A 26,180-nucleotide genomic window follows, 5' to 3' on the forward strand; every position below is an offset into this window, starting at 1 on the left:
GGCGGAATCGGACGCACGATTAACCCGCCGCCTGTTCGTGATCCAGCAACAACCGTTTGACCGGCAGGCCCCAGCGATAGCCGCCGAGCGACCCGTCGGTGCGCAACACCCGGTGGCACGGCGTGAACAGGGCGACCGGGTTACGCGCGCAGGCCGCGGCGGCCGCCCGGATCGCGGCGGGACGACCGCTCAGCCGCGCGAACTCGGTGTAGGTGACCGGGAAGCCCGGCTTGATCTCGCGCATGACCTGCCACGCGTGGCGCATGAACTCGCCCGCGCTGTGCTGCTCGACCACCACGGCGTCGAGCGCGGCACGGTCACCGTCGAAATAGGAGCGTACGGCTCCGGCGGCCGGTCCCACGTCGTCGGCGGGCTCCGCGTCGTCGCGCAAGCCGGGATGGACGAGGGTGAGCAGCTCGCCCACGTCGTCGGTGAACCCGGCCGCGCGTACGGCATGGGTGTTGCTCACGACGACGGTGAACGGGCCGGCGGGGGTGTCGAGGGTGCGGTACTTCACCATGCTGTCCTCCAAGGGTTTGCGGCACACAGTCTGGCCTCTGCACGGCCGGGAAATTGGGCCTGTGGACAACTCAGGACGCTCTCCACAGGCGAATGAGCGCATAGGAGCGCCACGGGCGCCACCTCTCGGCGTACGGGGAAAGGGTCTTGGGGTCGCCGGGCAGGCCGAGGGCCTCGGCGCCGCGGCGAACGGCCAGGTCAGTGGGGAGGAAGACGTCGGGGTCGCCGATCGCGCGCATCGCCACGTAGCCAGCCGTCCACGCGCCTATCCCGGGCAGCTCCATCAGACGAGCGACAGTTTCGTCGCGATCCGCTCCCGGGTTGAGGTCGAGCTTGCCGTCGGCGACCGCTTCGGCCAGCGCGCGAATCGACTGGCGTCGCGCCACCGGCATCCCGAACGCGCTGTCCGGCAGGCTCGCGATCTCGGCCGCGCTCGGGAACCCGATCAACGTGTCCGGCTCGCGGAACGAGCGGATCATCCGGCTCAGCGTGGTGCGCGCGCCCGACACGCTGACCTGCTGCCCGACGATCGCGCGGACCGCCATCTCGAACCCGTCCACCGAGCGCGGCACGCGTACCCCGGGCTCTTTCGCGACCATTTCGGCCAGCGCGGGATCGGCGCCCAGCGTCGCGTCGACGGCCTCGGGATCGGCGTCCAGGTCGAAGAGCCGGCGGCAGCGGGCCACTGCCGGGGCCAGGTCACGCACGTCGCCGAGCCGCAACGTCGCCGAGACCCAGCGGTCGGCCGGGGTGAGCGTGACGGTCGCGCTTCCGTGCGGCAAGGACAGACCCCGCCCGTACGAGTTCCCGTCGCGCTCCTCCACGCCGGGCAGCGCGCGCGTCCCCAGGAAATCGAGCAGTGCCGGGACGTGCAGCGGTGAACGGTAGGCGAGTCGCAGGTTGATCGTGCCCGCCTCGGCCCGCGCGATCGGGCGTGCCTCGCGCAACTTGCCCGGCGGCTGCGCGTACACCGCCAGGATCGTGTCGTTGAACTGGCGTACGCTGCCGAAACCCGCCGCGAAAGCGATCTCGGCCAGGCCCAGGTCGGTCGTCTCGACGAGGATGCGGGCCGTCTGCGCGCGCTGCGCCCGGGCGAGCGCCAGGGGTCCGGCGCCCAGCTCCGCGGTGAGCAGGCGGTTCAGGTGCCGCTCGGTGTAACCGAGGCGGCTCGCCAGGCCCGGCACGCCCTCACGGTCGACCACGCCGTCGCCGATCAGCCGCATCGCCCGTCCGACCAGATCGGCCCGTACGTCCCACTCGGGTGAGCCGGGGGCGGCGTCGGGGCGGCAGCGCTTGCACGCGCGAAAACCGGCCCGCTGGGCGGCGGCCGCGCTCGGATAGAAGCGGACGTTCTCCCGTTTCGGGGTCATCGCCGGGCAGGACGGGCGGCAGTAGATGCCGGTGCTGGTCACAGCGGTGCAGAACCAGCCGTCGAAGCGCTGGTCCCGGCTGTCCACGGCGCGGTAGCACCGCTCGAAGTCCAGTTCCATGCGCTCAATACTGCTTCTCGCGTGCACCGGTGTCTGGCGGGATTCGGACATGGCCATTTGCTGTCAACTTTGGTTGACGTCCCGCTTGGTGTCAACTACGGTTGACACATGATGACTTGTGCCCGACCGGACATCCGGTACCGCACCTTCGGCGACGGCGGCCCCAAAGTCGTGCTCCTGCACGGCGGAATGCAGACCTCGGCCAGCTTCACCCGGCTCGCGACCGAGCTCGCCGCCGGCTTCACCGTCTACGTGCCCGACCGCAACCGCGGCGACCTGCGAACCGAGCTCGACGGGCTGGCCGCCCTGCTCGACGAGACCGGCGCCGGCAACGTGTTCGGTCTCAGCTCCGGCGCGGTGGTCGCCCTGCACGGCGCGCTCGAGCTGACCGGCATCGAACGGCTCGCGCTCTACGAGCCGCCCCTCCGCTACGGCGATCACGACCCGCTCGCGTGGCTGCCGCGCTACGAGAAGGAGCTGGCCGCCGGCCGGACGGCGTCGGCGCTCGTCACCGTGTCCAAAGGCACAGGCGATTTCCCGTACGTCCCCAGGGCGGCGCTCCATCCCCTCCTGCGGCTGTGGATGCGGGCCGACCCGAACGTGCGCGAGCTCGTCCCCACCATGCGTCAGGACGCCGCGGTCGTCGAACAAGCGACCGGGCCGCTCGACCGGTATTCGGCCGTCACCGCCGAGACGCTGCTGCTCGGCGGCGAGCGCTCCGCGGCGTACCTGAAACAGGTCTTGAACGGCCTGGAACCCGTGCTGCCCCGGGTGCGGCGGGTCACGCTGAGGGGCGTGGGGCACGTCGCGGCAGACAACAACGGCAAGCCGGAGCTGGTCGCGGCGGAACTGCGGAAGTTCTTCCGATGACGCTTGCGTAGACTGACGTTCCGTGAGCCTCACCATCGGAATCGTCGGCCTGCCGAACGTCGGCAAGAGCACCCTTTTCAACGCCCTGACCAAGAACGACGTGCTCGCCGCGAACTACCCGTTCGCGACGATCGAGCCGAACGTCGGTGTGGTCGGGCTGCCCGACGAACGGCTGGAGCGGCTCGCCTCGCTCTTCGGCAGCGAAAAGATCATTCCGGCCCCGGTGAGTTTCGTCGACATCGCCGGCCTGGTCCGCGGCGCGTCCAAGGGCCAGGGCCGCGGCAATGCGTTCCTCGCCAACATCCGCGACGCCACGGCGATCTGCCAGGTCGTACGCGCGTTCTCCGACCCCAACGTGCTGCACGTCGACGGCAAGGTCTCACCCGCCGACGACATCGAGACCATCAACACCGAGCTGATCCTGGCCGACCTGCAGACGGTCGAAAAGGCGCTGCCCCGCCTGCAGAAGGAAGCCAAGCTCAAGAAGGACAAGGCCCCCGTCGTGGCCGCCGCCGAGGGCGCGTTCAAGGTCCTCAACGACGGCGTGACCCTGCACAAGGGCGCGGCCGCCGCCGGCGTCGACGTCTCCCTGCTGGGCGAGCTGCACCTGCTCACCACGAAGCCGTTCATCTACGTCTTCAACGTCGACGAGGACGAGCTGAACAACAACGCCTTCCTCGACGAGATGCGCGCCCTGGTCGCCCCGGCCGAGGCCGTCTTCATGGACGCGAAGATCGAGTCCGAGCTGATCGATCTGCCGCCGGACGAGGCGCAGGAGCTGCTGGAGTCCACCGGCCAGACCGAGCCCGGCCTCGACCAGCTGATCCGGGTCGGCTTCAACACCCTGGGCCTGCAGACCTACCTGACCGCCGGCCCGAAGGAAGCACGGGCCTGGGTGATCCCGGTCGGCGCCACCGCCCCCGAGGCCGCGGGCGTCATCCACAGCGACTTCCAGCGCGGCTTCATCAAGGCCGAAATCGTCTCCTTCGACGACCTGATGGCCGCCGGCTCCATGTCAGCCGCCAAGGCCGCCGGCAAGGTCCGCATGGAAGGCAAGGACTACACCATGAAAGACGGCGACGTCGTCGAATTCAGGTTCAACGTCTGACGGAGTCTGCGCCCGGTCGGCTTTTGCGGCCGTCCCTCGACAGGATCCAGCCGTTTGGAACCGCGTGAGCGTGCCTTCTTCCGGCCGCCTAAGTGCCAGGGAGGGCATTGTCGTCAGGCGAATCCTTGGTAATACCATGGTATGGTCGCCGTATGGCCAAGACGAAGAAGGTCACGATCACGCTACCGGTGGAACTGCTGGAGAGCATGAGATCGCATACCGACAACGTCTCCGGCTACCTCACCGAGCTGGCCGAGCGCGCCGAACGACGCAGGCTTTTGCGCGAGGAACTGGACCGCTACCAAGACGAGTTCGGCGCGTTCACTGACGACGAGATGGCTGAGGCCCAGGCGCTCCTGTACGGCGGCGAAGAAACAGGGCAGGCGGCGTGAGCCTCGAGTCGCTGGTACTCGATTCGCAGGGCTTCTCAGGGTGGATCGTCCGGGATCGCAAGGTTCTCCGACTATTGGAACTGGCGGAGCGTGGCGGGGCTGACCTGGCCATGTCAGCCGCAACGATCATCGAGGTTTCCCACCCAGGCGTGGACAAGGCCAGGATGAGCTGGCTGTTGTCCCGGATCCGGGTGGAGGCTGTCACCAAGGAGAGCGCCCGGCGCAGCGCGGGGCTGCTCAAAGCGGCGGGGTTGCACGGGCACAAGTTCGCCATCGACTCCATGGTCGCGGAGGTGGCGCTCCGGATGCCGTCGCCGGTCGCGGTTCTGACGTCGGACGTGGACGACATGGTCAAGTTATGTGGGCAAGGCGTGCGGATCGTCGCTCTCTGAGGGCCCTCGATTCGCGTTCGGGGTCGAGGGCTGCAGGCCATAACTCAGAGGGTGCGTTCGTAGCAGACGGAGACTGTTGAGCCGATGTAGTGGCCGTACAGGGGGATCTGTTTGTAGCCCTCGCGCTCGTAGAAGCGGATCGCGTCCGGCTGGGCGGTTCCGGTTTCGAGGCGCACGGTTGTCCAGCCCCGGGTCAGGGCGGCGGCTTCCAGGGCGCGCAGGATGGCCGTGGCCACCCCCGTGCCGCGGGACGGCGGGGTGACGTACATGCGCTTGATCTCGACGCTCGTCGGGGACAGTTGCCGCAAGGCGCCGCAGCCCACGGGCCGGCCGTCGGCGAGGGCGATCAGGAACAGGTCGATGTCGGTGGCCGATGGGAGCGGGCCGGGTTCGTGGTCGTCGGAGCCGTAGCGCAGGTCCAGTTCGGCGCGCTGGGCGAGGCGTAGTTCGACGCCGGCGGGGTCGTCCCAGGGGCGTTCCTCAATAGTGATCATCGGCCCTCCTGAAATAACAGGCGTTACGGTAACGCCTGTTACGCTACTATGCATGTCACGGACGGCGGATCGGCCGGCTCAAGGGGAGGCACTGTCCCGCGCGGTCTGGGATGTGCTCGCTCATCAGGGGCTGGAGAAATTGACCGTACGGGCGGTGGCCGCGGCCGCCGGATGCACGACCGGGCTGGTCATGCACCGTTTCCCCAACCGGCGCGCGTTGCTGCTGCATGCCCGCGAGCTGCTGCACGAGAAGAGCCGGCTGCGGGTCGAGGCGCTCGAGGCCGGAGCCGAGACACCCCGGGAAGCCTTGCGGGCCGTCCTGCGTCAGGGGCTCGCGACCGACGCCGAGACGGTGACCGAGAGTGTGGTCTGGGTGGGCTTCCTGGCCGCCGCGGTGTCCGACGACGAACTCATCGCGATGCACCGGCGCAACAACCGGTCGTGGCGCGAGCGGGTCGAACGGCTGGTCGCGGAGGCCGCCCCGGAGTGGCCGCAGCAGAGGGTCAGGTCGGTCGCGCTGGGGTTGATCACGATGGCCGAGGGCGCTGCCGCGTTCGCTGCCGCCGACCCCGAGAGCTACCCGGCGGCGGATCAGGAACGCATGCTGGAGACGGCCCTCACGGCGTACGGGCTGGGGTCCTAGGCGTCTCCGGCGATCTTGCCGAGGGTCTTGGCCAGCGCCTCGAGGTCCAGGTCGCCCAGGTGATCGAAGATGTGCCGGCGCACACTGCGCAGGTGGGTGGGCCATGCCTCACGCAAGCGGTCCAGGCCCTTGTCGGTCAGCACGGCGTTCCAGCCGCGGGCGTCCTCGTCGCACTTGACGCGTTTCATGAAACCGGACGATTCGAGCTTGGCGGCCAGCCGGGTCATGCCGCTGAGGGACATGTCGCAGGCCTGCGCGAGCTCGCTCATCCGCATGCGCCGGTGCGGCGACTCGGACAGGTGGCGCAGCACGCTGTATTCGCTGAGCGACATGCGCTGCTCGGCCTCCAGGTCCGCGTTCATGGCGCGGGGCAGCACCAGCAGGATCCGGCCGAACGCCCGCATGACCGCCTCTTCGCCGGGCGAGAGCGCGGTGAGGCCCGGCGGCAGGGTCGGATGGGGTGATGTGGCGGACATGACGTTGATCGTAGGCGGCCCGAGGCGGAATAGTTGCTTGACGAAGCAAGTTAGAGGGCAACGACACAGGCATCGTTCAAGAGAGCAGACGACATGACCAAGATCGGAATCATCCTCGGCAGCACCCGTCCGGGCCGCAACGGCGAGGCCGTGGCCAAGTGGGTCTACGACGTGGCCGCCAAGCGCACCGACGCCGAGTTCGAGCTGGTCGACCTCCTCGACTACAACCTGCCCCACCTCGACGAGGCGATTCCGCCGTCGCTGGGCCAGTACAGCCAGCCGCACACCATCGAGTGGGCCAAGAAGATCGACTCGTTCGACGGCTTCATCTTCGTCACCCCGGAGTACAACCACTCCACGTCGGGCGCGCTCAAGAACGCGATCGACTTCCTCTTCAAGGAGTGGAACAACAAGGCTGCCGGCTTCGTCGGCTACGGCGCGGTCGGCGGCGCCCGCGCCGTCGAGCACCTGCGGCTGATCGCCGGCGAGCTCATGCTGGCCGACGTGCGGGCACAGGTCCTCCTGTCGCTCGCGACCGACTTCGAGAACTACAGCACCTTCCTGCCGAGCGAGCGCCAGGAGCAGGCCCTCGCCACCGTTCTCGACCAGACGGTGGCGTGGAGCAAGGCGCTCGAGACGGTCCGCAAGCCCGCCTGAGCAAAGCGGCAAAGGTAACGCAAGACCGCTCGAAAAGGGCGTAATGCACAAACGGCCCCCGGAGATGCTTGCATCCCGGGGGCCGCGGCGCACAATGCTTGAGTGCAAAACCAGACAACTAGTGACTCTCTTCAGCAATTGCTCGAAATGCCACGAAAGTCTTGGTGGGCCAGGCTGCCGTTCGGCGTACGGATGACGGCCGGCACCAGTGCCCTGCTCATCGCGATCGGCGGCGGCGTGGCCGGGATCGCCGCCCTGACCTCGGACGGCTCCGACGCGCCCCGCATCGTGACCGCCGTCGGCCAGGCCGCCGACACGGGCGCGGGAACCGAGGCCGGGGCCGAGCCCGCGGCCCTGCCCTCGACCGGCTCGGGAACGAACCCGGCCGCTCCGGGAATGGAGCCGGCCGTACCGGGGATGGAGCCGGCCGTACCGGGGATGGAGCCGGCCGTACCGGGGATGGAGCCGGCCGTACCGGGGATGGAACCGCCGGGCCCACGGACGAAGCGGGCCGCTCCCGGGATGGAACCGGTGGCCGCGCCGTACGGGGGCGCCAAACGGGCCGCCACGATCCCCCGCGGCGCTGACAAGGCCGACCGTACGGGCGCCCGCGAGCCCCGCACGCACCAGCCCGCCGCCGAGTCCCCGGCCTACCCGCCCGCGCCGAGCGCGGCCCGGCCGCCCGCGGGGCCCACGACCCCGGGACAGCCCGGGATCACCACCCGCACCGAGTACGAGAAGCGCGAGGTGCCGTTCCAGACGAAGTTCGTCCGTGACCCGACGCTGCCCCGCGGCGCCAAGAAGGTGCAGTCCGCGGGCGTGGCCGGCGAGGAGACCCTGCGCTACCTGGTGACCCTGAACGACGGGCGCGAGATCGACCGCGAGCTGGTCGACATCACCGTCACCCGTCAGCCGCAGCACCGCGTGATCGCGTTCGGCTCCCGCCGCGGCTTCGACCGTCCCCGCGGTTACCGCTGCGAGGGCAAGAGCCTCGCCCTTTGCGTGCCGCTCGGCCGCAAGGCGTGCCCGCAACCGGAGCCCGAGGAGAGCGCGGCCGCTCTCGGTGGATCGATCACCGTGCTCGACCAGGACATCGAGCTGATCGACGGCGAGGCCGTGGATGAGCTTCCGCAAATGCATTGCGCGCCGAAGGAGCCGGTCGCAGACTCACGCGGGTGAACGACTTCGACGCTCTGCTCGACGAGGCCGCGGCCGTCCCGCTCGACGGCTGGGATTTCGCCTGGTTCGACGGCCGGGCGACCGAGCAGAGGCCGTCCTGGGGGTACGCCGACCTGGTCGCCGAGCGGCTCACCCACGCCGTCCGCGCGCTCGACGTGCAGACCGGCGGGGGCGAGGTCTTCTCGTACGCGATCAAGAAAGCCCGCGCCACGGGGCTGCTCGTGGCCACCGAGGCCTGGATGCCGCAGGTCGCTCGGGCGAAGGTCCCCCATGTGATCGCCGCGGACGGGCTGCCCTTCCGTGATGGCGTGTTCGACCTGGTGGTGAGCCGGCACCCGGTGAACACCCAGTGGGCCGAGACGGCGCGAATCCTCTCGCCCGGCGGCATCTTCCTGTCGCAGCAGATCGGCGCGGGCAGCAATCGTGAACTGTCCGAGGCGATGCTGGGCCCGTTGCCGCCGCCCGGCCGGCAGCGCCCTGAGCAGATCGCGGCCGCCGCCGAGGCCGCCGGACTGCAGGTCGTCCAGCTGAAGAGCGAGCGTCTGCGCCTGGAGTTCTACGACATCGCCGCCGTGGCCCACTTCCTGCGCAAGGTCGTCTGGACCGTTCCCGGTTTCACGATCGGGAAATACCGGGACAGGTTGCGCGACGTGCACGAGGAGATCACCGTGAAAGGCATGTTCGTCTCGTACGCGGCACGTGTCCTGGTCGAGGCCCGCAAGTGAGCCTGAACGACACGCGTCTGGCGGGGATAGCAGCCGAGGTCGCGCGCGTTCCCGGCGTGGTGGGCGTCGTGCTGGGTGGCAGCCGGGCCCGGGGCACGCACACCGCCGACTCCGACACCGACCTGGGCGTCTACTACCGCCGGCCGCTCGACGTCAACCGGCTGGGCCAGGTCGCGCGGGCCCTCGCCGGTGAATCCGCGCAGGTCACCGAGCCCGGCGGGTGGGGGCCGTGGGTCGACGGCGGAGGGTGGCTCACGGTCGACGGCGGCGCGCTCGACCTCATCTATCGAGACCTTGACCGCGTACGGGGGGTTGTCGCCGACGCCGAGCAGGGCCGTTACGCGTTCCACGAGCAGGCCGGTCACCCTCTCGGGTTCGCGGATCACGCGTACGCCGGGGAACTTGCTCTTTGTCAGATCCTGGCCGACCCGACCGGCGAGCTGACCCGGATGCGCGACGAGTTGCAGAGCTTCCCCGCCCCGCTGTCGCACGCACTGGTGGCCGGTCTGTGGGAGGCCGACTTCCTCGTCGCGCTGGCCCGCAAGGGCATCGGGCGCACCGACACCGCGTTCGTCGCGGGCTGCCTGTTCCGGCTGGTCGGGGTGTGCACGCACGCCCTGCACGGCGCGGCCGGCCGCTGGCTGATCAATGAGAAGGGCGCGGTGGCGGCGACAGCCGGACTGCCCGGCGCGCCGGAGCGTTTCGCCGAGCGGGTCGACCAGGCGTTCGCGGCGCTCGAGGGCGATCCGCTGCGGCTGCGCCTGGCCGTCGACATCGCGGCCGACCTGGTGCTGGACACCGCCGACGCGTGCACGCTGATGCTCCGGTGACCTATACGACTGCTCCGGTGCCGCTGTGACTGCTCCGGTGCCCGCTACGACGCGTAGTGCAGGATCACGTTGTGCACGTGGTGCGTCTTTTCCGAGCCGCGGAACTCCACCTCGTAGACGTGGGTGCCGACGGTGAGCGCGATCGTGCCGGTGGAGAAGAACTGCCCGGCCCAGCTCTTGTTGCTCACCACGCTGACGCTGCTGATCTTCGAGTACGGGATGCTGGTGAGCGCGACCCGCTTCCCGACGAATGACTTGTCCTGAATGATGACGCGGCGGTTGGTGAGCCCGATGAAGCCGGTGCCGACCCCGACCGCGTCGTAGACAGCGATGATCTGTTCGCCGTCGAGCAAGCCGCTCTCGATCTGCTGGAGCTGGCCCTTGTTGTCGTAGATGACTTCGCTCATGGGCCGAGGGTAGCGATCAAGGGCTATGTGAGCCCTGGGGAGCCGTGACCGTACGATAGAAATCCTCGATCCGAGCGGCGAGAGTGACCTCACCGTCCGTGATGGCGTCGCCGTCACGATCACCCAAACAGATCTGAGTGTGACCGTCGGTTCGCCGGATGGAGGGGCGTATGCGCAGTGTGTCCGCCGCCACCTTGATCCGTTCCGTCAATGCGGCATGCTGACTGTCGTCGCACACCAGTTCGCGCTTGAGCTGGACCCCGTCACGCTCCCAGCCGCTGAGCAGCGTCAGCGCGTCGCTGAGGTAGTCGGAAGTCTTGACCCGCTGTCTTCTGGCCCGCATCGCCGCACCCCCCTAGGCGTCGTTGCCGGCTTGTGGCCAAACTGTCGCCGTGTCGTCATGGTCGGTGCTGACAGTCTTGCCTTCCACAGCAAGCATGTCCACGCCCACATATCCGTGTTTGCGTGACGATCGGGACGGCTCGGGCACCCTGAAGGGTAAACTTTTGTGGGAAACTTCGATCTCATGCCACAGAAACAGCACGTCAGGTCACCAACGTCACGAAGGGTAATCGTGGCTGCGGTGATCATCGTTGCTGGGCGGGTTCTGGCGTGTGAGCGATCGGCGCCGCCCGAGGTGGCCGGCCGGTGGGAGTTCCCCGGCGGCAAGGTCGAGCCGGGCGAGACCGATCAGGTGGCGCTGGCCCGCGAGTGCGCCGAAGAGCTGGGCGTCCGCGTCGAGGTGGGCGACCGGGTCGGCCCCGACGTTCCCCTCGCGCACGGCCGGGCCGTGCTGCGCGTCTTCGCCGTACGCCTGCTGGAAGGCGACGTGCCGCGGGCGCTGGAACACACGTCCATGCGCTGGCTCGCCAAGGACGAGCTGGACAGCGTGCACTGGCTGCCCGCGGACAAGCCGATCGTCGCCGAGCTACCCGCCCTGCTGATCTGACCCGTACTCCTTCCTCAGCTCACGCTTGAGGACCTTGAAGCTGGGTCCGAGCGGCAGCGACTCGGCGAACCGGATCTGACGCGGGTACTTGTGCTTGCCGAGCTTCTCGCGCGACCACTCGATCAGTTCCTCGGCCGTGATGCCGCCCGGATCGGGCACCACCACCGCACAGATCTCCTCGCCGTGCACCGGGTCGGGCACCCCGATCACCGCGACCTGCTGCACGGCCGGGTGGCGGGCCAGCGCCTCCTCGACCTCGCGCGGGTACACGTTGAAACCGCCCCGAATGACCAGGTCCTTCTTGCGGTCGACGATCGAGATGAAGCCGTTCTCGTCCTTACGGCCCAGATCCCCCGTACGGAACCAGCCGTCGACCACCGCCTCGGCCGTCGCTTCCGGGTTGTTGAGGTAGCCGGCGAACACGTTGTGCCCCCGGATCACGATCTCGCCGAGCTCGCCGTCATCCATCAGCTCGATGCGCTCGTCGATCTCGGGCCGGGCGATCTCGACCTCGACGCCCCAGATCGGATGGCCGACCGTGCCCGCCTTGGTGCCGAACGCGGGCTGATTCGTCGTAGCGGTCGGCGAGGTCTCGGAGAGCCCGTACCCCTCGAAGATCGTCGCGCCGAACGCGTCGTTGAACTTCTCGAGCACCGCCACCGGCAGCGACGCGCCGCCCGACACGCACAGACGCAGGTTGGGCAGCTTGTCTGCCTTGGCCGCCGCCTCCAGCAGGCCGATGTACATGGTCGGCACGCCGTGGAAGATCGTCACGTTCTCGCGGACCATCAACTGGATCGCGGCCTCACCGGTGAAGCGGGCCATCAGCACGATGGTGCCGCCCAGCCGGAACGTGCCGTTCATGCCGACGGTCTGGCCGAACGTGTGGAAGAGCGGCAGGCAGCCCATGACGATGTCGTCGGCGTTGAGGTCGTGGATGTCGAAGACGTTGACCATCGTGTTCATCACGAGGTTGAGGTGGGTCAGCAGCGCGCCCTTGGAGCGGCCGGTGGTGCCGCTGGTGTAGAAGACGACGGCGACATCCTCGGCCTCACGACTCACGTACGACCGCAGCGGTTCGCCCGGAGCCTCCTCCAGCCGGTCGATGCCGGGGACGGCCGGGCCGACCGACATGACCGGGACGCCGGCCAGCTTGGCGGCGGCCCCCGCGTTCTCGAGCTGACTGGAGTGGGCGATCAGGAGCTTCGCCCCGCTGTCCTTGAGGACGTACGCGTTCTCCTCGGGGGTGAGGAGCAGGTGCATGGGGACGATCGTGCCGCCGGCCGCCAGCACGGCGTAGTAGACGCGGGGGAAGTCGGCCAGGTTGGGGATCTGGACGGCGACCACGTCACCGGGATTGATGTTCAGCCCACCCGCGTACGTGAGGGCTTGTTGCCAAAGATCTTTGTAGGTGATGCGTTCGGTGGTCAGCGTGTCGATCACGGCGATTTTGTCGGGGTATTTACGGGCCGACTCCGCCAGGACGGTGGCGAGCGACAACTGGGTCATGCGGTGCCTCCTCCGGCCGTTTCGCTCACTCCGGTGCAGTCAGTCATGCTGAGCCTCCTGCGGCATGCCTTCCTGGCCCTCCAGCCGCTTCGCTCACTCCGGTGCAGTCAGTCATGCCAAGTGGCCTCCGATCTTGGTGTACCCGCGGAGCAGGTCGCGGGAGATGATCAGCCGCTGCATCTCATCGGTACCCTCATAGATACGCATGAGTCGCACCTGGCGGTACCACCGTTCGATCGGAAGCTCGCGGGTGTATCCCATCCCGCCGTGGATCTGCATGACGCGGTCGACCACGTTGTTGACCATCCGCGCGCCGTACAGCTTGGCCATCGACGACGCATGCCGCGGGTCTTCGCCCTGGTCAACGGTCCAGGCGGCGCGCAGGATGAGCCAGCGGGCCGCCTCCAGCTCGACCTCGGAGTCGGCGATCATCCACTGGATGGCCTGATTCTCGCCGATCTTGCGGCCGAACGTCTCGCGCGTGTTGGCGTACTCGATCGCCATGCCCAGCGACCGCTCGGCGATGCCCAGGGCGTTGGACGGGATGAGGTAGCGCCCCTTGCCGATCCACTTCATGCCCAGCTCGAAACCCTGGCCGACCTCGCCCAGGATGTTGCGCCCGGGGACGCGTACGTCGTCGAAGACCAGCGACGCCGGGCCGCCCTCGCCCATGGTCTGGATGAACTCCGAGCGCCAGCCCATGGCCCGGTCGACCAGGAAGGCCGTGGTGCCGCCGCCGCGCACGCCCTTCTCGCGGTCGGTCACGGCGACCACGATGACGAAGTCGGCGTCGTTGCCGTTGGTGATGAACGTCTTCTCGCCGTTCAGGATCCAGTCGTCGCCGTCCTGGCGGGCGCTGAGCTTGATGTTGGCGGCGTCGGAGCCGGCGCCGGGTTCGGTGATGGCGAAGCAGGAGATCCGATCACCCTCGATGGTGGGGATCAGGAACTCCTCCTTCTGCTGGTCATTGGCGTAGTAGAGGATGTTGTCGGCCTCGCCGCCGAACTTGAACTGCACGAAGGTGCGGCCCACTTCGGTCCAGATCAGCGACTGCATGACGGCCGGCAGGTTCATCCCGCCGTACTCCTCCGGTGTGGACAGACCCCAGAAGCCGAACTTCTTGGCCTTGAGCTGGAGTTCGCGCAGTTCGCTGCGGTCGAGGCCTGGCTCGTGCCGGCGCTCGCGGCGCAGCGCCTCCTGTTCGAGCGGCATGACCTCGCGGGTGATGAACTGGCGGGCGGTGTCGCGGATCGCGCGTTCCTCGTCGGTGAGCGAGAAGTCCATGCCGTTAAACTAGCGGTGTAAGTTTTAGCGCGTCCAGTGCAACTTTCTCGGGGGTCATCGATGGCGAGGCCACGGCAGGTCCTCCTGACCAGGGAGAAGATCGTCGAGGCAGCCTCGGCTCTGGTCGACGCCGAAGGGCTGGACGCGCTGTCGGTGCGCCGGCTCGCCACCGAGCTGGGCGTGCAGGGGCCCTCGCTCTACAACCACTTCCCGACCAAGGCCTCGATCGTCGACGCGGTCGCCGACGCCGTGATCGCGCAGGTCGACGTCTCGGCCTTCGGCGACTGCGACTGGCCCGAGGCCCTGCGCCGCTGGGCCCACTCGTACCGCAACGTGCTCAGCGAACATCCGAACATCGTGCCGGTGCTGGCCCGGGGCCCCGGCCGGCGGCCCGCCTCGCTGGCGATGGCCGAGGCCGTGTACGGGGCGCTGGTCGACGCCGGCTGGAGTTATGCACAGGCCACGCACATCGGCGCTCTCATGAGATACCTGGTCACGGGCTCGTCGCTCGGGTCCTTCGCGCTCGGCTTCGACGTCGATCCCGACCTCTACGAACGTTATCCACACCTTCGGCACGCACCCCGTCTGGCGGAGCATCATGAAGCCGTGGACGAGGGCGCCTTCGAACTCGGACTGGACCTGCTGATCACCGGCCTCACGGCCCGACACGAGATGAGGACCCGCTGATGACATCGCTCGACCGGCCCCACCTCTACATCGGCGGGGAGTGGGTTCCGCCCGCCTCGGCCGAGACGATCCCGGTGGAAAATCCGGCCACCGAGCAGGTGCTGGCCCACGTGCCCGCGGGCACGGCGGCCGACGTCGATCGGGCGGTCGCGGCGGCCCGGGCGGCGTTCGAGAGCTGGTCGGTGGCGCGGGATCGGGCCGAGGTGCTCGATCGGTTGCACACGGCGCTGGCCTCCCGTGCGGCCGAGATCGCCCGGGTGGTCGGGCTCGAACTGGGCACCCCCCTCAAGATCGCCAAGGCGGTGCAGGCGGGGCTTCCGATCACTGTCCTTCGCTCGTACGCCGACCTGGCCTCCCGGCATTCTTCCGCCGGGGAGATCGGCAACTCGCTGATCGAGCGTGAGCCGATCGGGGTGGTCGGCGCGATCACCCCGTGGAACTATCCGCTGCACCAGGTGGTGGCCAAGGTCGCCGCCGCCCTGGCCGCGGGTTGCACGGTGGTGCTCAAGCCGAGCGAGCTGACTCCGCTGGTGGCGTTCCTGCTCGTCGACGCGGCCGAAGAGGCACGGGTTCCGGCCGGCGTGCTCAACGTGGTCACCGGCACGGGCCCGGTCGTGGGGGCCGCCATCGCCGGGCACCCCGCCGTCGACATGGTCTCGTTCACCGGCTCGACGGCGACCGGGCGCGCGATCACGCATGCCGCCGCCGACCGGATCGCCAAGGTGGCGCTCGAACTCGGCGGCAAGTCGGCCAACGTCATCCTCGAGGACGCCGATCTCGTACGGGCCGTGAAGGTGGGCGTGGGCAACGCGTACCTCAACTCCGGGCAGACCTGCACGGCGTGGACCAGGATGCTGGTGCACGAGAGCCACTACGACGAGGCTGTGTCGCTGGCCGCCAAGACCGCAGGCGGTTACACCGTCGGTGATCCTTTCGACGAGTCGACGCGTCTTGGGCCGCTGGTCTCCCGGGCCCAACGTGACCGGGTGCTCGGCTTCATTCTGCGGGCGACGGCTCGGCTGGTCGCCGGCGGAGCCGATGCGCCGGTGCCGCCTCTGGGACATTTCGTCGCGCCGACGGTCTTCGCCGACGTCGACCCCGATAGCGAACTCGCGCAGGAAGAGGTCTTCGGCCCGGTGCTGTCGATCATTCCGTTCTCGTCCGACGACGAGGCCGTGGCGATCGCCAACAACTCCAAGTACGGTCTGGCCGGCGGTGTCTGGGGCTCCGAGGAACGCGCGCTGGCCGTGGCCCGGCGGATGCGTACGGGCCAGGTCGACATCAACGGCGCGGCGTTCAACCCGCTCGCGCCGTTCGGCGGCTACAAGCAATCCGGTGTCGGACGTGAACTGGGTGAGCACGGGCTCGCCGAGTTCCAGCAGGTGAAGGCGATCCAGCGATGACGGCGTACTTCCAGGGCCTGGTGCTTCCGGGGGCGGGCGAACGACCCCGCGTGGCCGAGTTGCGCCGGCCTGAGGTCGGGCCGGGGCAGGTCCGCGTACGGGTGCGGGCGGCCGGGGTGTGCCACTCCGACCTGTCCATGGTGAACGGCACCATCCGCCCGTCATACCCGCTGGTGCTGGGGCACGAGGCGGCGGGTGAGGTCGTCGAGGTCGGAGCCAACGTCACCCGTGCCGCCGTCGGCGATCACGTGGTGCTCAACTGGCAGCCCGCCTGCCGCACGTGCTGGTTCTGCGAACAGGGCGAGCCGTGGCTGTGCTCCACGTCGTCGGGCGTGGCGTCCCTCGAGAACGGCGTGACGCTGGACGGCGTGCCGGTGCACGTGGCCCTGGGCCTGGGCGCCTTCGCCGAGCAGGTGGTCGCCCCCGAGAAAGCGGTGATCCGCGTCCCTCAATCGCTGCCACTCGAAAAGGCCGCCCTGTTGAGCTGCGGCGTGCTGACCGGAGCAGGAGCGGTGCGCAACACGGCGCAGGTCGGCGCGGGCGAGTCGGTCGTGGTGATCGGCCTGGGCGGGGTGGGCCTCTCCGTGGTCGCCGCTGCCCGCGCCGCCGGCGCCGCCCAGGTGATCGCGGTCGACGTCACCGAGGCCAAGAAGGGCCTGGCCGAGGCCGCGGGCGCCACCGACTTCGTGGTCTCGTCCGACGCCCTCTCCAAAGACATCCGAGGCCGAACCTCGGGCCGCGGCGCCGACCACGCCTTCGAGTGCGTGGGCCGCGCCGCCACCATCCGAGCCGCGTGGCGCGCCACCCGCCGCGGCGGCAAGGTCACGATCGTCGGCATGGGCTCCAACGACGACCTCGTGTCCCTGTCAGCCCTCGACATCTTCTCGTCGGCGCGCACGCTGCGCTCCTCGGTCTACGGCTCCGCCGACCCCGACCTCGAGATCCCCCGCCTCGCCGACGACGTCCTGACGGGCCGCCTCACCCTCGACCACCTGATCACCGACCGCATCCCGCTGTCCGCCATCCCCTCAGCCTTCGACCAAATGACCCGCGGCGAGGGCGCCCGCTCCCTGGTGACCCTGTGAGGGCCCGCCAGCCGGGGCGCCGGTCGCTACGGTGACCACGTGTCTGGGCTGCCCGATTGGATGTGGCCTCCCCGCCCCGAAGGGTGGTTCGCCGACGACCTCGACCACCTGCCCGAGGCGCCGCGCCGCACCGAGCTGATCGATGGTGCACTCGTCTTCGTGCTGTCTCCCCAGCGCATCTGGCACGCGCGCGTCGTCGACGCGTTGGTCAGCCGGCTCGGGCGACAGAAGCCGTCAGACATCGAGGTCGAGCGCCAGATCACTGTGAGACTGGACGAACGGAATCGTTCCGAACCCGACTTCCTGATCGCTACCCCGCCCTACGGTTTGGACGTCACCTTCTTTGAGCCGCACCAGGTTCGACTGGTCGGCGAGGTGGAGTCGCCCGAGTCCGCACACCGCGACCGGACGGTCAAGCTGCGCAAGTACGCCGAAGCCGGGATCCCGCACTACTGGCGCGTCGAGGACGAGGACGGCTCACCGGTCGTCCACGCATACGAACTCGACGCACCCACCCGGCAGTACGTGGCAACGGGGATTCATCGCCACGAGTTGCGTACCCCCGTGCCGTTCACCATCGAGATCGATCTGGACGCGTTGCTGTCCGGCCGCAGGGGCTGAGCCGGGCGGCGGCTCCCGTCCGAGGTTGCGCCGCCGCCTCGATGGGGTGAAGCGAGCCGGTCGTGCCTGGACCAGGTTGGCGAAGTCGCCGTCTTTCGTGCCCTCGATGAAGGCTTTGAACTGAGCTTCATGAAGTCGGGGCAGTTCTGTCCTGCCCACGGCTGCACGAAGACATGCCCCCTCTGCGCTCGCTCCGTGCGGTAAGACGGAGGGATGCGGCCTCGGGATGGGGAAGTTCTGCATTTCAGTGAAGACCCGACCATCGCGCGGTTTGTGCCGCACGTTGCGCCCACGTCGGTGGAGGGGGAGGCGTACGTCTGGGGTGTGGGGTTTGATCGGGCGCCCGACTATTGGTTTCCGCGGCAGTGTCCGCGGGCCATGGCGTGGGTCGAGGACACCACGTCCGATGTGGATCGGGAGCGGATTGTGGGGGCCGGGTGCGGGGTGAGGGTGCACGCCGTTGAGTTCGGGTGGCTGGAGGCCATGCGTACGGTGAAGCTGTTCGCCTATCGGTTGCCGGCTGCGCCGTTCCGGGTGATCGGGGCCGAGCGGCATGCGATGGTGGCCACCGAGACGGTTGAGCCGTTGGGGCCGCCGGAAAAGGTGGGTGACCTGTTCGACCTGCACGCGGCGGCCGGGATTCAGCTGCGGGTGCTCCCCAGCTTGTGGCCGTTCTGGGACGAGGTCACCAGGAGCACGCTCGGGTTCAGCGGAATTCGGCTGCGGAACGCGAGGCCAGCAAAGCCGTGATGGTGCGGTTGAGGCGGGCCCGCGCGGCGTTCACCGAGAGGTCCATGTTTTCGCGCCACGTCGACCAGGTCGGCCACATGCTGACGGCGGTGAGGGCGTCGAGCAGTTCGTCGTTTCCGCGGAGCTCGTCGGCGAAGAGGGCGGCCAGTTCGTCGCGGACCCGTTGGACGTGCATGCGGCGATAGCGTCGCAGCGTCTCGGAGAACGGTTCCTTGACGGCCGCCGCCTTTGCCGTGGGTCCTATTTGTTCGAGCAGGCGAGCCCGTTGCCGGCAGTAGGCGTCGATGCGTTCGGGCAGCGGCAGAGCGGGGGAGATCGGGCGGTGCGCGGCGTCACGCACCTCGAGCACCCGTTTGCCGCTGGCCGTGAACAACGCTTCCATGTCGGCGAAGTGGCTCCACAGGGCACGCAGCGAGACGCCGGCCGTCTTGGCGATGCGGTCGGCGGTCGGGCGCAGGTCACCCTCGCCGATCAGCTGCAGGTGGGCGTCGACGATGGCGTTTCTGGTGCGTTCGGAACGGGCCGTACGCCCGTCGACGCGTTGCTGTCCTGAAGTCACGAGGCGGCGCTCCGGTAGCGGTTCAACTCCCGCCGGGCCAGCGAGCGCTTGTGCACCTCGTCCGGACCGTCGGCGAGCCGTAGCGTACGTGCCGCCGCCCACAGCGAGGCGAGCGGTGTGTCCTGACCGACTCCGGCGGCGCCGTGGGTCTGGATCGCCTTGTCGACGATCCACTCGACGGTCTGCGGCACGATGATTTTGATCGCCTGGATCTCGGTGTGCGCGCCCTTGTTGCCGACCGTGTCCATCAGCCAGGCGGCCTTGAGCACGAGCAGCCGGGCCTGCTCGATACGCACGCGCGACTCGGCGATCCAGTCCTGCACGACGCCCTGCTCGGCGAGCGGCTTGCCGAACGGCGTACGGGTGAGGGCCCGGGTGCACATGAGTTGCAGCGCGCGTTCGGCCATCCCGATCAGCCGCATGCAGTGGTGGATGCGGCCCGGGCCGAGTCGCGCCTGCGAGATGGCGAATCCGCTGCCCACCTCGCCGATCAAGTTCGACACCGGCACCCGTACGGCGTCGAACAGCACCTCGGCGTGCCCGCCGTGATCGCCGTCTGTGTACCCGAAGACCGTCATGCCGCGTTTCACCGTCACACCGGGGGTGTCGCGCGGAACGAGCACCATGCTCTGCTGCACGTGCCGGGCGGCGTCCGGGTCGGTCTTGCCCATCACGATGAAGATCTTGCAGTTCGGGTTCATGGCGCCGGTGATGTAGAACTTGCGTCCGGTGATCACGTAGTCGTCGCCGTCGCGTTCGATCAGGGTGCCGATGTTGGTGGCGTCCGACGACGCGACCTGCGGTTCGGTCATCGCGAAGGCGGAACGGATCGTGCCGTCGAGCAGCGGTTGCAGCCACTGGCTCTTCTGCTGGGCGCTGCCGAACTCGGCCAGCACCTCCATGTTGCCGGTGTCGGGTGCGGCGCAGTTGAGCGCCGCGGGGGCGATGGCCGGGCTGCGTCCGGTGATCTCGGCGAGCGGGGCGTACTGCAGGTTGGTCAGGCCGGCGCCGTGCTCACCGGGCAGGAACAGGTTCCACAGGCCGGCGCTTTTCGCGGCCGCCTTGAGGTCTTCCAGGATCGGCGGCGGAGACCAGGAGTCGCTGTGGAACGAGGCCTCGGCGGGGTAGACGTGCTCGTCCATGAAGGCGAGCAGCCGCTTGCGGTAGTCCTCGGTCGTGGGGTCGAAGGCGAAGTCCATCAGTGTCCCTCCAGCGCCTCGTGGCCGCGCATGACCAGCGGGCCGACCATATTGCCGATCGTCTCGAACCCTTCGCCCACGGTCTGGCCCTGCACGTATCGGTAGTGCACGCCTTCGAGGATCACCGCGAGCTTGAAGGCGGCGAACCCCACATACCAGTGCAGGTCGCTGACGTCACGCCGGCTGCGTTCGGCGTAGCGTGCGCCCAGTTCGGCCAGGCTCGGGTGGCCGGGCACCCGCAGCGGCGCGGCCGGCACGCCGTCGGTGGCCACGTTGAGCGGCAGATCGGCGTAGATGAACATCAGCGCGACGTCGCTGAGCGGGTCGCCGAGTGTCGACATCTCCCAGTCGAGCACGGCGTTGACCTGCAGTTCGTCGCCGATCAGCACGTTGTCGAGGCGGAAGTCGCCGTGCACGACAGTGCCGGGGCCGCCGGCCGGGATGTCGACGGCGAGCCGGGCGTGCAGTTCCTCGATGCCGGCCACCTCACGGCTGCGCGACGCGTCCAGCTGCTTCTTCCACCGGCTGACCTGCCGCTGGTTGAAGCCCTCGGGCCGTCCGAAGTCGCCCAGGCCGATCGCCGCCGGGTCGAGCGCGTGCAAGTCGGCCAGCGTGTCGACGAGCGCGAGGGCCAGGGCGCGCATGGCCTCGGGACCGAGCGCCTCCAGGTCGGCGATGTCGCGGTAGATCTTCCCGTCGACGTGTTCCATCAGGTAGAAGGGCGCGCCGATCACGTCGGGGTCGGTGCACAGCAGCACCGGGCGCGGCGCCGGGAACCCGGCCTTGGAGAGGGCTTCCAGCACCCTGTGCTCGCGGGTCATGTCGTGGGCGGTGGGCAGCACGTGCCCCAGCGGCGGGCGGCGCAGCACCCAGCGGTTGTCGCCGTCGGTCACCGCGTACGTCAGATTGGACCGTCCGCCCGCGAACATCCGGCCGGTCAGTTCGCCGCTTCTCAGGTAGGCCTGCAGGCGGGAGAGGTCGAGGCCCTTCACCGGGCGCCGCCCTCGAACGCACGCTGCATCTTGTTCATGCCGCCGAGCCAGCGGTCGGTGTCGGCGGCCCGCAGCCGATAGAACTCGGCCACCTCGGGATGCGGCAGGATCAGGAAGCTGTCGCCCTCCAGCGCCTCGCCGACCTTGGCAGCGACGACGTCGGGTTCGAGCGCGCTCTCGGCCAGCAGGTTCGCGCTCGCACTGCCCTGGGCGCTGCCGCGGGTCAGCATGTCGGTGCGCACCCCCTGCGGGCAGAGCGCCTGCACGATCAAACCCCGATGCCCGTACGTGGCCCGCAGCCACTCGGCGTAGGCCAGCGCGGCGTGTTTGGTGACGGCGTACGGGGCACTGCCGAGCAGGGAGAGCAGCCCGGCCGCGCTCACCGTGATCACCAGCCGCTTGGGTTCGCCCTGGTCGAGCCACCGGGGCAGCAGCGCGCGGGTGACGTAGACGTGCGACATCACGTTGACGGCGAAGTCACGCGTCCACACCTCGTCGGGGGTGGTCTCGTCGCCGGCGCTCAGCACCCCCGCGTTCGCGCAGAACAGGTCGACGCCGCCCAGCTCGGCCCAGGCCGTGTCGATCAGGCGGCGGGTGTCGTCCTCGTTCGCGGCGTCACCCGGCACCGGCAGACCGCCGATCTCGCTGGCCACCGCCTCGGCCGCGGCCGGGTCGAGGTCGTTGACGATGACCTCGGCCCCCTGGGCGGCGAACCGGCGGGCCAGCGCCGCGCCGATCCCGCCCCCGGCGCCGGTGACCACGACCCGCTTCACTGCATCTTCCCGGTCAGGGTCACGCCGCCGTCGACCACGATGGTCTGCCCGGTGATCCAGGCGGCGTCGGCCGAGCAGAGGAACGCCACCGCGCCCGCGACGTCCTCGGGCACGCCGAGCCGGGCCAGCGGGTAACCGGCCGAGACCTGCTCCTCGCGTCCCTCGTACAGGGCGGTGGCGAACTTGGTCTTGACGACGGCCGGGGCGACCGCGTTGACCCGGATCTTGGGGGCCAGCTCGACGGCCAGCTCCTCGGTGAGGTGGATCAACGCGGCCTTGGTGACCCCGTAGAAACCGATGCCGGGCGCCGGGCGTACGCCCGAGACCGACGAGATGTTGACGATCGAGCCGCCCTCGTCCAGCCCGCCGCGCAGCGCCTCCTGCACCCAGCCCAGCGTGCCGACCACGTTGACCTCGAAGATCTTGCGGGCCGCGCCCAGGTCGAGCGAGGCCATGGGCCCGTACGCCGGGTTGATGCCGATGTTGTTGACCAGCGCGGTGATCGGCCCGAACCGGCCGAGCACGGTGTCGATCACGGCGGCCCGGTGGTCGGGGTCGTCGCCCTTGCCGGCCACGCCGATCGCGACCTCGGCCCCGCCCAGGTCCTTCGCGGCGGAGTCGAGAGCCGCCGCGTCCCGGCCGGTGACGCACACCTTGTATCCGTCGGCCACGAAACGTTGCGCGATGGCGAACCCGATACCCCGGCTGGCTCCGGTCACGATCGCCACTTGGTCCGCCATCGCCACTCCCTCGGTCGTTACTGATCAGTTGTCCCGCAGCCCACCTTAGGCAGCGGGGATGCCGTTTGCTGGCGGGGCCACCGCAGCGGCCTCGTAGACCTCCACCGCGCCGTCGCCGTCGTCGGTCCGGTACGGCTTGCCGAAGTACTTGGCCACGCCGCCCTCGATGGTGGTGAGCTGCTCGCCAGCGTACCCGGAATGATCATCGGCGGAGTAGCGCACCGGCACCAGAGCCGGACCGGTGAAGCCACCCTTCTCGACCGCCTCGATGATGCCGTCGCGGGTGAGGTCCTTGCCGGCCGCCTGCAGAGCCTGGACGAACAGGTACGCGACTGACATGCCGTACACGACGTTGTTGTCGAGCTCGGCGCCGCCGTTGTACTCCTTGTTGACCTTCGTGTAGAGCTGGATCCAGGGGTTCGCCGTGTCGTTGGCCAGCGGCAGATAATTGGCGGCGACCACACCCTCGAGCAGCGGCGCCGCGGCGCCCAGCGACTTGGCCAGTGTGGTCGGGTCGGAACCGACGTTGGTCACCACGAACTGCGGCTTGAACCCGATCTTGGCGGCGGTGCCGATCGACAACGCCGTGAAGCCGGGCACGGTGGCCAGCATGACGACCTGGCAGCCGGCCGCCTTGAGCGCGCCGATCTGCGGCCCGACGTTCGGGTTGCTGGTCACGTACGACTGCTTCGCCGCGACCGGGCCGAGGACCTTTTCGATGCCGGCCAGGCTGTCCCGCCCGAAGTCGTCGTCCTGCCCGAGGAAGCAGACCTTCTTGCCCGCGTACGTCTCCTTGACGTGGGTCGCGAGGATTTTGCCCTCGACCGTGTAGTCCGGGTTGAAGCCGAACGTGCCGGGATATTTGTCGGGCTGGTTCCAGCTGCGGCTGCCGCTCGCCACGAACAAATCCGGCACCCGGTTGGTCTTGAGGAAGTCGAGCACACCGCTGTGCGTCGGCGTTCCCAGCCCGTTCAGGATCGCGAACACCTTGTCCTGCAGCACGAGCTGACGAACGACCTGCTGCGTGTTCGCCGGGTTGTAACCGTCGTCCATGATCTTGTACGTGATCTTGCGGCCGTGCACGCCGCCGTTCGCGTTCACATAGTCGAAGTAGGCCTTGGTGGCGGGGGCGATCTTGGAGTAGCCGGCGGCCGCGGGGCCGGTGAGCGGCATGTGGGTGCCGACGACGACCTCGGTGTCGGTCACCCCAGGGGTGTCGGCGCTGCCGCTGCTGCCTCCGCCGTCCGAGTTGCTGCAGCCGGCCGCGGCCAGCAGCACGGCGGCAAGGACGGTCGCTGTGCGTTTCATCAGTGGCCTCTCTTCTTGCGCTTCTTGACGGCTTGTTGCGCTTCTTGCTGCTTCTCGGACTTCTTGCGGCTTCCTTCGTTCTTTCGCTTCTTGACGGGCTCTTGTCGAGGTCTGTTTCGGGTGGGGGGTGCGCTGCTCGGCGGGGATGCGTTCCGGGTGGGTGCGCTGCTTGGTGGGGAGGCGTGCGGGTGTGGGCGTGCTACCTGGTGGGGGTGCGCCTTTTGACGGGGAGGCGCAGGGAGGCGAGCCCACCCGGCGCGGCGAGCATGACGACGACGAGGACCACGCCGAAGAACGTGAGCGCGAGATTGCCCTCCAGACGCTGCGAGCCGGCCGCCTCACCGATCTCGTGCGCGAGCGCGGGCAACGCCACCAGCAGCACCGCGCCGATCAGCGCGCCCGACAACCGGCCCAGGCCGCCGATCACGATCGCCATCAGCAGGAACAGCGACAAGGTGAGCGGGAAGGCGCCGGGGGAGACACTCTGGGCGATGACGGCGAACAGGGCTCCGGCCAGTCCGGCGCACGCGGCGGAAACCACAAAAGCCCAGACCTGCGTACGGGCAACGCTGACCCCGGCCAGGCGAGCGGCTGTTTCGTCATCGCGTACGGCCCGCATGTCCCGCCCGAAGCGGCCGCGCGTCAGCAGCGCCAGCACCAACACCGTGAGCAGGGCGCCGCCCCAGCACAGCCAGGCCTGCCACTGCTCGTTGGTCACCGACCCGGGCGGTGGGTTCAGCATGACCGACAGGCCCTGGTCGCTGTTGAACGTCTCGTCGAACGTGCTGGTGATGCTCGGGACGACCACCGCCACGGCCAGGGTCAGCCCGGCCAGATAGGGGCCGCGGAGACGCGCGGCGGCCAGGCCGATCACGGCGCCGGCGGCCGTGGTGACCAGGACCGCCAGCAGGATGCCGACGGCCAGCAGGTTGAACCTGTTCTGCCAGAGCGCGAGCGTGTACGCGCCGGTTGCCATCAGGGCGCCGTGGCCGAGGGAGAGCTGGCCGTTGAGTCCGGTGAGGACGGTCAGGCCAGCTGTCACGCACAGGTAGGCGCCGACGGTCGCCAGCTGATAGGTGCGGAAAGGCGGCAGCGTGTACGTCAGGACGACCACGATCACGGCGCCCACGACGACCACGATCAACGGGTGGACGCGTCGGGGGCGGGTCCGTGCCGCGGCTCTCGTCCCGGCCCTGTCCTGGACGGCGGTCATGCTGAACCTCCTGGCCGTGCGGGCTCGGTGTGAATCTCGGCTCGGCTCATGCGGCTCTCGCTTTCGAGCGGGCGAACAAGCCGTCGGGGCGGCTGAGCAGGACGACGACGAGCAGGGCGAGCACGGCCATGGGGGCGACCGTGGCGCCGAGATAACCGCTGATGTACGACAGCAGCAGGCCCACGACCAGGCCGCCGAGCACCGCGCCGATCGGGCTGTCGAGACCGCCGAGCACGGCCGCGGTGAACGCCGAGATGAACACGATGTCCATCGCTGTCGGGTGCAGACCCAGTTCGGTCGGGATCACGAGCAGCCCGGCCAGCGAGCCGACCGCCGCGGCCAGCGCCCAGCCGAGCGTCAACATGCCGCCCACCGGCACGCCGAGCAGCCGCGACACGTCCGGCGCGAACGCGGCTGCGCGCATGCGAAGCCCTGTCGGCGTACGGGTGAAAAGAAGCGTGAGCAGGACGACCACCGCGCCCACCGCGCCGAACACGAACAGGTCGTAGCGGGACAGCAGGGCGACCCCGCCGAGCTCGTACGCGTCACGGCTGAACGGGGCAGCGGCGGGCCGGAACTCGTTGCCGTAGATCATGCCGAGCACGCCCTGGATGATCAGCACGAGCCCGAGCGCGACCACCACGCCGTTGAGCGGCGACGAATGGTCGACGAACCGCATCACGACCCGCTCGACGGCGGCGCCCAGCAGCAGCCCGGCCACGATCGCGACGACGAAACCGAGCCAGTACGAGCCCGTGGCATCGGCAACCGAATAGCCCACGTACGCCGTGGCCACCGCCATCGCTCCCTGTGCGAAGTTGACGATGCGGGCGGCCCGCCAGATCAGCACCAGGGCCAGCGCGAACGCGGCGTACACGGCGCCGCGGCTGAGGCCGTCGAACGTGAGGAACACGAAACGGTCCATG

At 69.2% G+C, this 26,180-nt stretch carries 31 protein-coding genes; 15 read left to right on the forward strand and 16 right to left on the reverse strand.

Translation table 11 applies throughout. From position 1 onward, the window contains the following. Nucleotides 1-19 precede the first annotated feature (19 nt). Nucleotides 20-520, reverse strand: coding sequence for a methylated-DNA--[protein]-cysteine S-methyltransferase (locus tag C8E87_RS19710; protein ID WP_133874456.1), 501 nt, complete (start codon nucleotides 518-520; stop codon nucleotides 20-22). Nucleotides 521-590: 70 nt separating this feature from the next. After that, a complete protein-coding gene (locus C8E87_RS19715; RefSeq protein ID WP_133874457.1) occupies nucleotides 591-2,009 on the reverse strand; it encodes a DNA-3-methyladenine glycosylase 2 family protein in 1,419 nt (472 codons plus the stop codon). Nucleotides 2,010-2,117: 108 nt separating this feature from the next. Between C8E87_RS19715 and C8E87_RS19720 the strand changes: the two genes are divergently transcribed. The 4 genes from C8E87_RS19720 to C8E87_RS19735 all read left to right on the forward strand — a co-directional run bounded on the left by C8E87_RS19720 (nucleotide 2,118) and on the right by C8E87_RS19735 (nucleotide 4,771). Next, nucleotides 2,118-2,879 carry an alpha/beta fold hydrolase gene (locus C8E87_RS19720; protein ID WP_239079819.1) on the forward strand — a complete coding sequence of 254 codons (762 nt, stop codon included), beginning with the start codon at nucleotides 2,118-2,120 and terminating at the stop codon, nucleotides 2,877-2,879. Between the two features lie 22 nt (nucleotides 2,880-2,901). Continuing rightward, nucleotides 2,902-3,987 (forward strand): redox-regulated ATPase YchF, encoded by a 1,086-nt coding sequence (gene ychF, locus C8E87_RS19725; protein ID WP_133874458.1) that lies wholly within the window; start codon nucleotides 2,902-2,904, stop codon nucleotides 3,985-3,987. A gap of 152 nt (nucleotides 3,988-4,139) precedes the next feature. Further along, a complete protein-coding gene (locus C8E87_RS19730; RefSeq protein WP_133874459.1) occupies nucleotides 4,140-4,379 on the forward strand; it encodes a hypothetical protein in 240 nt (79 codons plus the stop codon). Beyond that, on the forward strand, nucleotides 4,376-4,771 hold the full coding sequence (locus C8E87_RS19735) for a DNA-binding protein (protein ID WP_133874460.1): 396 nt from the start codon (nucleotides 4,376-4,378) through the stop codon (nucleotides 4,769-4,771). Before C8E87_RS19730 ends, C8E87_RS19735 begins: the two co-directional genes overlap by 4 nt. Before the next feature lie 44 nt (nucleotides 4,772-4,815). On the opposite strand, the gene C8E87_RS19740 is transcribed toward C8E87_RS19735, so the two are convergent. Further along, the gene (locus C8E87_RS19740) at nucleotides 4,816-5,265 is read right to left on the reverse strand and encodes a GNAT family N-acetyltransferase (RefSeq protein ID WP_133874461.1); all 450 of its coding nucleotides are present in this window, start codon (nucleotides 5,263-5,265) and stop codon (nucleotides 4,816-4,818) included. A 52-nt stretch (nucleotides 5,266-5,317) separates the two neighbouring features. Here C8E87_RS19740 and C8E87_RS19745 point away from each other — a divergent pair, with 52 nt between their 5' ends. Next, nucleotides 5,318-5,908, forward strand: a complete 591-nt coding sequence (locus tag C8E87_RS19745) for a TetR/AcrR family transcriptional regulator (RefSeq protein ID WP_133874462.1) — start codon at nucleotides 5,318-5,320, stop codon at nucleotides 5,906-5,908. Here the strand turns inward: C8E87_RS19745 and C8E87_RS19750 are convergent. Further along, complete coding sequence (locus C8E87_RS19750; RefSeq protein ID WP_133874463.1) at nucleotides 5,905-6,384, reverse strand: MarR family winged helix-turn-helix transcriptional regulator; 480 nt, start codon at nucleotides 6,382-6,384, stop codon at nucleotides 5,905-5,907. The two genes, C8E87_RS19745 and C8E87_RS19750, sit on opposite strands and share 4 nt — an antisense overlap. Before the next feature lie 93 nt (nucleotides 6,385-6,477). Between C8E87_RS19750 and C8E87_RS19755 the strand changes: the two genes are divergently transcribed. From C8E87_RS19755 to C8E87_RS19770, 4 genes are all read left to right on the forward strand, one after another. After that, the gene (locus C8E87_RS19755; RefSeq protein ID WP_133874464.1) at nucleotides 6,478-7,041 is read left to right on the forward strand and encodes an NADPH-dependent FMN reductase; all 564 of its coding nucleotides are present in this window, start codon (nucleotides 6,478-6,480) and stop codon (nucleotides 7,039-7,041) included. Between the two features lie 147 nt (nucleotides 7,042-7,188). Further along, the gene (locus C8E87_RS19760) at nucleotides 7,189-8,220 is read left to right on the forward strand and encodes a G5 domain-containing protein (protein WP_133874465.1); all 1,032 of its coding nucleotides are present in this window, start codon (nucleotides 7,189-7,191) and stop codon (nucleotides 8,218-8,220) included. Beyond that, entirely contained in the window at nucleotides 8,217-8,945 is a 729-nt protein-coding gene (locus tag C8E87_RS19765) for a methyltransferase domain-containing protein (RefSeq protein WP_133874466.1), read from the forward strand. Before C8E87_RS19760 ends, C8E87_RS19765 begins: the two co-directional genes overlap by 4 nt. After that, nucleotides 8,942-9,775: a nucleotidyltransferase domain-containing protein gene (locus C8E87_RS19770; protein WP_133874467.1), complete on the forward strand. Its 834-nt coding sequence runs from the start codon at nucleotides 8,942-8,944 to the stop codon at nucleotides 9,773-9,775. The genes C8E87_RS19765 and C8E87_RS19770 overlap by 4 nt, the downstream gene beginning before the upstream one ends. A 44-nt stretch (nucleotides 9,776-9,819) precedes the next feature. Here C8E87_RS19770 and C8E87_RS19775 read toward each other — a convergent pair whose 3' ends face one another. Then, nucleotides 9,820-10,182: a PH domain-containing protein gene (locus C8E87_RS19775; RefSeq protein WP_133874468.1), complete on the reverse strand. Its 363-nt coding sequence runs from the start codon at nucleotides 10,180-10,182 to the stop codon at nucleotides 9,820-9,822. A gap of 16 nt (nucleotides 10,183-10,198) precedes the next feature. Continuing rightward, nucleotides 10,199-10,525: a 4a-hydroxytetrahydrobiopterin dehydratase gene (locus C8E87_RS19780; RefSeq protein ID WP_133874469.1), complete on the reverse strand. Its 327-nt coding sequence runs from the start codon at nucleotides 10,523-10,525 to the stop codon at nucleotides 10,199-10,201. 183 nt (nucleotides 10,526-10,708) lie between these two features. Here C8E87_RS19780 and C8E87_RS19785 point away from each other — a divergent pair, with 183 nt between their 5' ends. Continuing rightward, nucleotides 10,709-11,131 carry a (deoxy)nucleoside triphosphate pyrophosphohydrolase gene (locus C8E87_RS19785; protein WP_133874470.1) on the forward strand — a complete coding sequence of 141 codons (423 nt, stop codon included), beginning with the start codon at nucleotides 10,709-10,711 and terminating at the stop codon, nucleotides 11,129-11,131. On the opposite strand, the gene C8E87_RS19790 is transcribed toward C8E87_RS19785, so the two are convergent. After that, entirely contained in the window at nucleotides 11,111-12,640 is a 1,530-nt protein-coding gene (locus tag C8E87_RS19790) for a long-chain-fatty-acid--CoA ligase (protein ID WP_133874471.1), read from the reverse strand. The genes C8E87_RS19785 and C8E87_RS19790 overlap by 21 nt on opposite strands. 111 nt (nucleotides 12,641-12,751) lie before the next feature. Further along, the gene (locus C8E87_RS19795) at nucleotides 12,752-13,924 is read right to left on the reverse strand and encodes an acyl-CoA dehydrogenase family protein (RefSeq protein ID WP_133874472.1); all 1,173 of its coding nucleotides are present in this window, start codon (nucleotides 13,922-13,924) and stop codon (nucleotides 12,752-12,754) included. A 60-nt stretch (nucleotides 13,925-13,984) separates the two neighbouring features. Between C8E87_RS19795 and C8E87_RS19800 the strand changes: the two genes are divergently transcribed. The 5 genes from C8E87_RS19800 (at nucleotide 13,985) to C8E87_RS19820 (ending at nucleotide 18,470) form a co-directional block, all read left to right on the forward strand. Next, nucleotides 13,985-14,611, forward strand: coding sequence for a TetR/AcrR family transcriptional regulator (locus C8E87_RS19800; protein ID WP_133874473.1), 627 nt, complete (start codon nucleotides 13,985-13,987; stop codon nucleotides 14,609-14,611). Further along, nucleotides 14,611-16,014: an aldehyde dehydrogenase family protein gene (locus C8E87_RS19805; protein WP_133874474.1), complete on the forward strand. Its 1,404-nt coding sequence runs from the start codon at nucleotides 14,611-14,613 to the stop codon at nucleotides 16,012-16,014. Before C8E87_RS19800 ends, C8E87_RS19805 begins: the two co-directional genes overlap by 1 nt. Further along, nucleotides 16,011-17,099 carry an alcohol dehydrogenase catalytic domain-containing protein gene (locus C8E87_RS19810; RefSeq protein ID WP_203720414.1) on the forward strand — a complete coding sequence of 363 codons (1,089 nt, stop codon included), beginning with the start codon at nucleotides 16,011-16,013 and terminating at the stop codon, nucleotides 17,097-17,099. The genes C8E87_RS19805 and C8E87_RS19810 overlap by 4 nt, the downstream gene beginning before the upstream one ends. 39 nt (nucleotides 17,100-17,138) lie before the next feature. Then, a complete protein-coding gene (locus C8E87_RS19815) occupies nucleotides 17,139-17,720 on the forward strand; it encodes a Uma2 family endonuclease (protein ID WP_133874475.1) in 582 nt (193 codons plus the stop codon). A 213-nt stretch (nucleotides 17,721-17,933) separates the two neighbouring features. Continuing rightward, nucleotides 17,934-18,470 carry a DUF6886 family protein gene (locus tag C8E87_RS19820; RefSeq protein ID WP_133874476.1) on the forward strand — a complete coding sequence of 179 codons (537 nt, stop codon included), beginning with the start codon at nucleotides 17,934-17,936 and terminating at the stop codon, nucleotides 18,468-18,470. Here the strand turns inward: C8E87_RS19820 and C8E87_RS19825 are convergent. The 8 genes from C8E87_RS19825 to C8E87_RS19860 all read right to left on the reverse strand — a co-directional run bounded on the left by C8E87_RS19825 (nucleotide 18,427) and on the right by C8E87_RS19860 (nucleotide 26,179). After that, nucleotides 18,427-19,029, reverse strand: a complete 603-nt coding sequence (locus C8E87_RS19825) for a TetR/AcrR family transcriptional regulator (RefSeq protein ID WP_133874477.1) — start codon at nucleotides 19,027-19,029, stop codon at nucleotides 18,427-18,429. The two genes, C8E87_RS19820 and C8E87_RS19825, sit on opposite strands and share 44 nt — an antisense overlap. After that, nucleotides 19,026-20,228 (reverse strand): acyl-CoA dehydrogenase family protein, encoded by a 1,203-nt coding sequence (locus C8E87_RS19830; protein WP_133874478.1) that lies wholly within the window; start codon nucleotides 20,226-20,228, stop codon nucleotides 19,026-19,028. Before C8E87_RS19830 ends, C8E87_RS19825 begins: the two co-directional genes overlap by 4 nt. Continuing rightward, nucleotides 20,228-21,220 (reverse strand): phosphotransferase family protein, encoded by a 993-nt coding sequence (locus tag C8E87_RS19835; RefSeq protein WP_203720415.1) that lies wholly within the window; start codon nucleotides 21,218-21,220, stop codon nucleotides 20,228-20,230. The genes C8E87_RS19830 and C8E87_RS19835 overlap by 1 nt, the downstream gene beginning before the upstream one ends. Further along, entirely contained in the window at nucleotides 21,217-21,993 is a 777-nt protein-coding gene (locus C8E87_RS19840) for an SDR family oxidoreductase (protein WP_133874479.1), read from the reverse strand. Before C8E87_RS19840 ends, C8E87_RS19835 begins: the two co-directional genes overlap by 4 nt. Continuing rightward, nucleotides 21,990-22,733 carry an SDR family oxidoreductase gene (locus C8E87_RS19845; protein ID WP_133874480.1) on the reverse strand — a complete coding sequence of 248 codons (744 nt, stop codon included), beginning with the start codon at nucleotides 22,731-22,733 and terminating at the stop codon, nucleotides 21,990-21,992. Before C8E87_RS19845 ends, C8E87_RS19840 begins: the two co-directional genes overlap by 4 nt. 45 nt (nucleotides 22,734-22,778) lie before the next feature. Continuing rightward, entirely contained in the window at nucleotides 22,779-24,041 is a 1,263-nt protein-coding gene (locus tag C8E87_RS19850) for an ABC transporter substrate-binding protein (RefSeq protein WP_133874481.1), read from the reverse strand. A gap of 199 nt (nucleotides 24,042-24,240) precedes the next feature. Beyond that, nucleotides 24,241-25,254: a branched-chain amino acid ABC transporter permease gene (locus C8E87_RS19855; RefSeq protein ID WP_133874482.1), complete on the reverse strand. Its 1,014-nt coding sequence runs from the start codon at nucleotides 25,252-25,254 to the stop codon at nucleotides 24,241-24,243. 46 nt (nucleotides 25,255-25,300) lie between these two features. Then, on the reverse strand, nucleotides 25,301-26,179 hold the full coding sequence (locus tag C8E87_RS19860; protein WP_133874483.1) for a branched-chain amino acid ABC transporter permease: 879 nt from the start codon (nucleotides 26,177-26,179) through the stop codon (nucleotides 25,301-25,303). Between the last annotated feature and the right edge of the window lies 1 nt (nucleotide 26,180).

The sequence above is a fragment of the Paractinoplanes brasiliensis genome (genome assembly GCF_004362215.1).
GTDB classification, from domain to species: domain Bacteria; phylum Actinomycetota; class Actinomycetes; order Mycobacteriales; family Micromonosporaceae; genus Actinoplanes; species Actinoplanes brasiliensis.

Bases quoted from the DNA above. Each gene is read 5' to 3' on its own strand.
- C8E87_RS19710 (WP_133874456.1), bottom strand. From the start codon at position 520: ATGGTGAAGTACCGCACCCTCGACACCCCCGCCGGCCCGTTCACCGTC.
- C8E87_RS19715 (WP_133874457.1), bottom strand. From the start codon at position 2,009: ATGGAACTGGACTTCGAGCGGTGCTACCGCGCCGTGGACAGCCGGGAC.
- C8E87_RS19720 (WP_239079819.1), top strand. From the start codon at position 2,118: ATGATGACTTGTGCCCGACCGGACATCCGGTACCGCACCTTCGGCGAC.
- C8E87_RS19730 (WP_133874459.1), top strand. From the start codon at position 4,140: ATGGCCAAGACGAAGAAGGTCACGATCACGCTACCGGTGGAACTGCTG.
- C8E87_RS19740 (WP_133874461.1), bottom strand. From the start codon at position 5,265: ATGATCACTATTGAGGAACGCCCCTGGGACGACCCCGCCGGCGTCGAA.
- C8E87_RS19745 (WP_133874462.1), top strand. From the start codon at position 5,318: ATGTCACGGACGGCGGATCGGCCGGCTCAAGGGGAGGCACTGTCCCGC.
- C8E87_RS19750 (WP_133874463.1), bottom strand. From the start codon at position 6,384: ATGTCCGCCACATCACCCCATCCGACCCTGCCGCCGGGCCTCACCGCG.
- C8E87_RS19755 (WP_133874464.1), top strand. From the start codon at position 6,478: ATGACCAAGATCGGAATCATCCTCGGCAGCACCCGTCCGGGCCGCAAC.
- C8E87_RS19760 (WP_133874465.1), top strand. From the start codon at position 7,189: ATGCCACGAAAGTCTTGGTGGGCCAGGCTGCCGTTCGGCGTACGGATG.
- C8E87_RS19775 (WP_133874468.1), bottom strand. From the start codon at position 10,182: ATGAGCGAAGTCATCTACGACAACAAGGGCCAGCTCCAGCAGATCGAG.
- C8E87_RS19780 (WP_133874469.1), bottom strand. From the start codon at position 10,525: ATGCGGGCCAGAAGACAGCGGGTCAAGACTTCCGACTACCTCAGCGAC.
- C8E87_RS19785 (WP_133874470.1), top strand. From the start codon at position 10,709: ATGCCACAGAAACAGCACGTCAGGTCACCAACGTCACGAAGGGTAATC.
- C8E87_RS19790 (WP_133874471.1), bottom strand. From the start codon at position 12,640: ATGACCCAGTTGTCGCTCGCCACCGTCCTGGCGGAGTCGGCCCGTAAA.
- C8E87_RS19795 (WP_133874472.1), bottom strand. From the start codon at position 13,924: ATGGACTTCTCGCTCACCGACGAGGAACGCGCGATCCGCGACACCGCC.
- C8E87_RS19800 (WP_133874473.1), top strand. From the start codon at position 13,985: ATGGCGAGGCCACGGCAGGTCCTCCTGACCAGGGAGAAGATCGTCGAG.
- C8E87_RS19805 (WP_133874474.1), top strand. From the start codon at position 14,611: ATGACATCGCTCGACCGGCCCCACCTCTACATCGGCGGGGAGTGGGTT.
- C8E87_RS19810 (WP_203720414.1), top strand. From the start codon at position 16,011: ATGACGGCGTACTTCCAGGGCCTGGTGCTTCCGGGGGCGGGCGAACGA.
- C8E87_RS19820 (WP_133874476.1), top strand. From the start codon at position 17,934: ATGCGGCCTCGGGATGGGGAAGTTCTGCATTTCAGTGAAGACCCGACC.
- C8E87_RS19830 (WP_133874478.1), bottom strand. From the start codon at position 20,228: ATGGACTTCGCCTTCGACCCCACGACCGAGGACTACCGCAAGCGGCTG.
- C8E87_RS19845 (WP_133874480.1), bottom strand. From the start codon at position 22,733: ATGGCGGACCAAGTGGCGATCGTGACCGGAGCCAGCCGGGGTATCGGG.
- C8E87_RS19850 (WP_133874481.1), bottom strand. From the start codon at position 24,041: ATGAAACGCACAGCGACCGTCCTTGCCGCCGTGCTGCTGGCCGCGGCC.
- C8E87_RS19855 (WP_133874482.1), bottom strand. From the start codon at position 25,254: ATGACCGCCGTCCAGGACAGGGCCGGGACGAGAGCCGCGGCACGGACC.
- C8E87_RS19860 (WP_133874483.1), bottom strand. From the start codon at position 26,179: ATGGACCGTTTCGTGTTCCTCACGTTCGACGGCCTCAGCCGCGGCGCC.